The sequence below is a fragment of the Paenibacillus sp. J2R1T-4 genome (assembly GCF_059692235.1).
This window is the reverse complement of sequence record NZ_JCAUBA010000044.1, coordinates 1-3,654: the sequence shown is the minus strand read 5'-3', so window position 1 is coordinate 3,654 and position 3,654 is coordinate 1. Positions and strand designations below refer to the sequence as shown.

Here is a 3,654-nt window from a genome sequence, read left to right as displayed (position 1 = left end):
TTTAATGGACAGATATAACTCATTACGGAATATTTCATGAACCGCCGTATACCGAACGGTACGTACGGTGGTGTGAGAGGTCGGGAGTTAATCACTCCTTCCTACTCGATTCCATAACACCAGCCAATGCAGCATGCTTTCCTGCGGTATAACCCGTCGCAAAGGCAGCCGTGATGTTATACCCGCCCGTGTACCCGTGAATGTCTAAAATTTCTCCGCAGAAGAACAAACCTTCAACCAACTTGGACTGCATCGTCTTCGGATCAATCTCCTTAAGATTCACCCCTCCTCCGGTTACAAAAGCTTCCTCGATCGATAACGTTCCGTTGACCGATAGCTCGAAACGCTTAACCGTCTTAGCCAGCTCCATCCACTGCTGCCGGGGAATATTGTGGTAGGTTGTATGCTCATCCAGCTTAGCCAGCCTAAGCAGGATCGGAATGAGCCTATCCGGTAGGATCGGCTTCAGCACATTTTTGATCGCTTTTTTCGCATCCTGCTCAGCTAGAGCAAGTGTGTCTTTATACCACTCTTCATCCGTCTGATCGGGAAACAAGTCAATACTGACAGTGACTTTGCGATCTCCAGTCTTCTTCATTTGCTTCACAACGAACTGACTGCAACGCAGGGCAATTGGCCCGGACAACCCGAAATGCGTGAATAACATATCGCCTTGATGCGTGATCAATGCTTTACCCCGCGCGTCCCAGACTGAGAGCGCGACACTTCGGAGGGATAATCCTTGAAGCTCCTTACTGCGGATGAGCGTATCATTCGATGTCAGCGGAACTTCCGTTGGGAACAGCTCCGTAATCGAATGGCCAGCCGCCTCAGCCCAAGCGTAACCATCGCCTGTAGAGCCGGTATGCGGCACCGACTTGCCACCCGTTGCAATTATGACGCTGCTGCACCGAATCACCTCACCGTTCCTCAGTCTCACACCTGAGACACTTCCGTCCGCGTATTGCACCGAATCTACAGGGCTATTCGTTCGGATCTGTACACCTTGTCGTCTCGCCTGGTTCACGAGGGCGTCTACTACTGTCTTCGCTTTATCCGTTACCGGGAACATTCTCCCGTTATCTTCTTCTTTCAACTGAATTCCAAGACCTTCGAAGAAAGCCACGATATCCGTATTGCTGAAATGAGCCAGGGCACTGTGCAGGAATCGGCCGTTACCTGGAATATTCTTAATTAACTCATCGATAGGCTTGGCATTCGTTACATTGCATCGTCCGCCTCCGGAGATCCCCAGCTTGCGGCCTAGTTTATCCCCTTTATCGATCAGCAGCACCTTCGCTCCATGTGAGCTGGCGGCTACACTTGCCATTAATCCGGCAGAGCCTCCGCCAATGACAATGGTATCTACTTTCATATCAGGACTCCCGTATCACAATTGTTGTATAGTGTAAAAAGATACAAATCTACGCTTAACCCTATGATACAGCATGTCCGTACATACTACAAAACAACCCGCATGGATAACCGGCTAAATGCTATAATTCTTAATATGCAATCGGGCAATACATACGGATGCTGAGCAAGTGATTGAGAGGAGAATCACAGCTATGAATGAGATTGTCGAAATAGGTCCATTTGTCTTGAATAAAGGGTTACTCGTAATAATCATTTCCCTAGTATGCGGTTGGGGAGTTATCCGGTTACGTTGGCGTTATTTCGGAGATCAGGCTGCTCCCTTACTAGAGCTTCTAATGAATGCAGCTTTACTGGTATTAGTATTCTGGAAGCTGGGCCACTTGCTGACGACTCCAAGTCTGCTCTGGGAACGGCCTATGACTTTATTGCTTATGAGCGGATCATCAAGAGAGATTGGGATTGGGTTGATCGCAGCGGCTGGGTTCATCACCTATCGCCTGAAAAAAGGGAGATTGGAGTATCGGCTGTTCCTGGATATGCTAGCATTCGGGTCGACAATCGCTATGCTCGTTTCATCCATGCTGCTGTGGCGTTATGGACGTCCTACGGATCTGCCTTGGGGCATTCAGGACGGATTCGGGCAAAGCTTTTACCATCCATTGAATGTATATATGTTGGTATTGACGTTGGGCTTAGGCTATCGGCTTTGGAAGAAGGTTAGCGCGGGTGAAGCGGGGCGCGGAGCTATTTTCCGAGAAACAGCTATTACAGTGGGTGCAGGAGGTCTAGTGATCTCGTTATTCGATCGGACAAGCGATTCCCTTATCTTCTTGTTGAGCAGCACACAGCTGCTGTTCTTGGGATTAGCGATAATTGGGATTATTTTTCCCGTCCATACACATAATAGGAACAAACGAAAGGAGATGACATATATGCAACCGAACGAGAATAAAGGAGATTCGCTAGAGCAGCGTGAACACGAGCGTGAGAATGAGAACAAGAATAATCAGGGAACCAGCGGTGATATCGTCGATAAGAAGCTGGATGGACCGAACCGCCCCTCCACATAACAAGTGAAATATAGGAAGGATAGCGAGGAGGGAATGGCACATATGAATAAAGAAACGAACAAAGATGATCCGAATCTGGATCCGTTCGAGATTAATTTTTTGCCGGAGTTTGAGCATGGCAGAGGGCCTCGAGATGTTTTTGTGAATGAGCACGGGGTTGTTATTGGCGATCATATGTACGAATCGGAAGATTCACCACTGCAGCAGTGGACCGCTGATACGGATCCTGCCGTGATGATGGGGGACGAGTGGGTGCATCCTTATAAAGATATCGGTTTCCAGACCGCTGAGAATCGTGACTATTTTGAGAAGGGCATCCTCCCTACCGATCCAGGAGCTACTTTCCTGCATCCTGACAAGGATGTCGCCTATCCTGCCAGCACCATTTCGACAAATAATGAAAACGACTCGCACCCGGAACAAAAAGGATAATAGGAATGAGTGACAATGCTTTGCTTCTTCCGAGCGGCGATGTATAATAAAATATAGTAACATACATTTTCATATCGGAAATTTCATGATAATTGAAGGAGTGAAGCGACAATGTCGATGTCATTTGAAGCTTATATGCGTGATATGGTAACCCCTATGCGCGAGGATTTAACTCGCTTGGGTATTACCGAATTGAAGACCCCTGAAGAAGTAGTAGAGAACTTCGCCAATACAGAGGGTACAGCTCTCGTAGTTGTGAACTCCGTATGCGGATGCGCTGCAGGACAATGCCGTCCAGGTGTTGCCAAAGCTCTTCAGAGCGAAGTGTTGCCAGATCGTTTGTTCACCGTATTCGCGGGTCAAGATAAGGAAGCTACTGCTAAGGCACGCGAATACTTCGCGCCTTACCCTCCATCATCGCCATCGATCGCACTTATGAAGGACGGCGAGCTGGTTCATATGATCGAACGTCACCAGATCGAGAATCGTTCTGCGGAAGATATCGCTCGTGATCTCTCGAATGCATTCGAGCAATACTGCAAGTAAGCTGAACCGTAATTTGTACAACAACCGCTGGAGCTAAGCTTCCAGCGGTTGTTTGTATGTGCGCCCAGCATGGGCGCTATCTCTAGGGTTCAAGTCCCGAATGGTGAAGGCAGTAGTAAACCATAGCTTAAGACAAGGGTGTCGACCGTGAGGTCGAATCTGAAGGAAGTCAGCGGCAAATCTCTGGTCCGAGGAACACGAATCTCATATAAGGCTAACTTTCGTTGGA

General features: G+C 48.2%; 4 protein-coding genes. 3 read left to right on the top strand and 1 reads right to left on the bottom strand.

Features of this window, described 5'->3' with window-relative positions; genetic code table 11:
* Positions 1 to 91: 91 nt before the first annotated feature.
* Positions 92 to 1,375 carry a BaiN/RdsA family NAD(P)/FAD-dependent oxidoreductase gene (locus tag AC58QD_RS32420; RefSeq protein WP_497339192.1) on the bottom strand — a complete coding sequence of 428 codons (1,284 nt, stop codon included), beginning with the start codon at positions 1,373 to 1,375 and terminating at the stop codon, positions 92 to 94.
* 193 nt (positions 1,376 to 1,568) lie between these two features.
* Between AC58QD_RS32420 and AC58QD_RS32415 the strand changes: the two genes are divergently transcribed.
* From AC58QD_RS32415 to AC58QD_RS32405, 3 genes are all read left to right on the top strand, one after another.
* Positions 1,569 to 2,447, top strand: a complete 879-nt coding sequence (locus AC58QD_RS32415) for a hypothetical protein (RefSeq protein WP_497339191.1) — start codon at positions 1,569 to 1,571, stop codon at positions 2,445 to 2,447.
* Positions 2,448 to 2,489: 42 nt separating this feature from the next.
* A complete protein-coding gene (locus AC58QD_RS32410) occupies positions 2,490 to 2,879 on the top strand; it encodes a DUF3905 domain-containing protein (protein WP_497339189.1) in 390 nt (129 codons plus the stop codon).
* Positions 2,880 to 2,990: 111 nt separating this feature from the next.
* Positions 2,991 to 3,425 (top strand): BrxA/BrxB family bacilliredoxin, encoded by a 435-nt coding sequence (locus tag AC58QD_RS32405; protein WP_497339188.1) that lies wholly within the window; start codon positions 2,991 to 2,993, stop codon positions 3,423 to 3,425.
* The last annotated feature ends 229 nt before the right edge of the window (positions 3,426 to 3,654 follow it).

Excerpts from the sequence above, each read along its gene's own strand:
- AC58QD_RS32410 (WP_497339189.1), top strand. The coding sequence starts at position 2,490 with ATGAATAAAGAAACGAACAAAGATGATCCGAATCTGGATCCGTTCGAG.
- AC58QD_RS32405 (WP_497339188.1), top strand. The coding sequence starts at position 2,991 with ATGTCGATGTCATTTGAAGCTTATATGCGTGATATGGTAACCCCTATG.
- AC58QD_RS32420 (WP_497339192.1), bottom strand. The coding sequence starts at position 1,375 with ATGAAAGTAGATACCATTGTCATTGGCGGAGGCTCTGCCGGATTAATG.
- AC58QD_RS32415 (WP_497339191.1), top strand. The coding sequence starts at position 1,569 with ATGAATGAGATTGTCGAAATAGGTCCATTTGTCTTGAATAAAGGGTTA.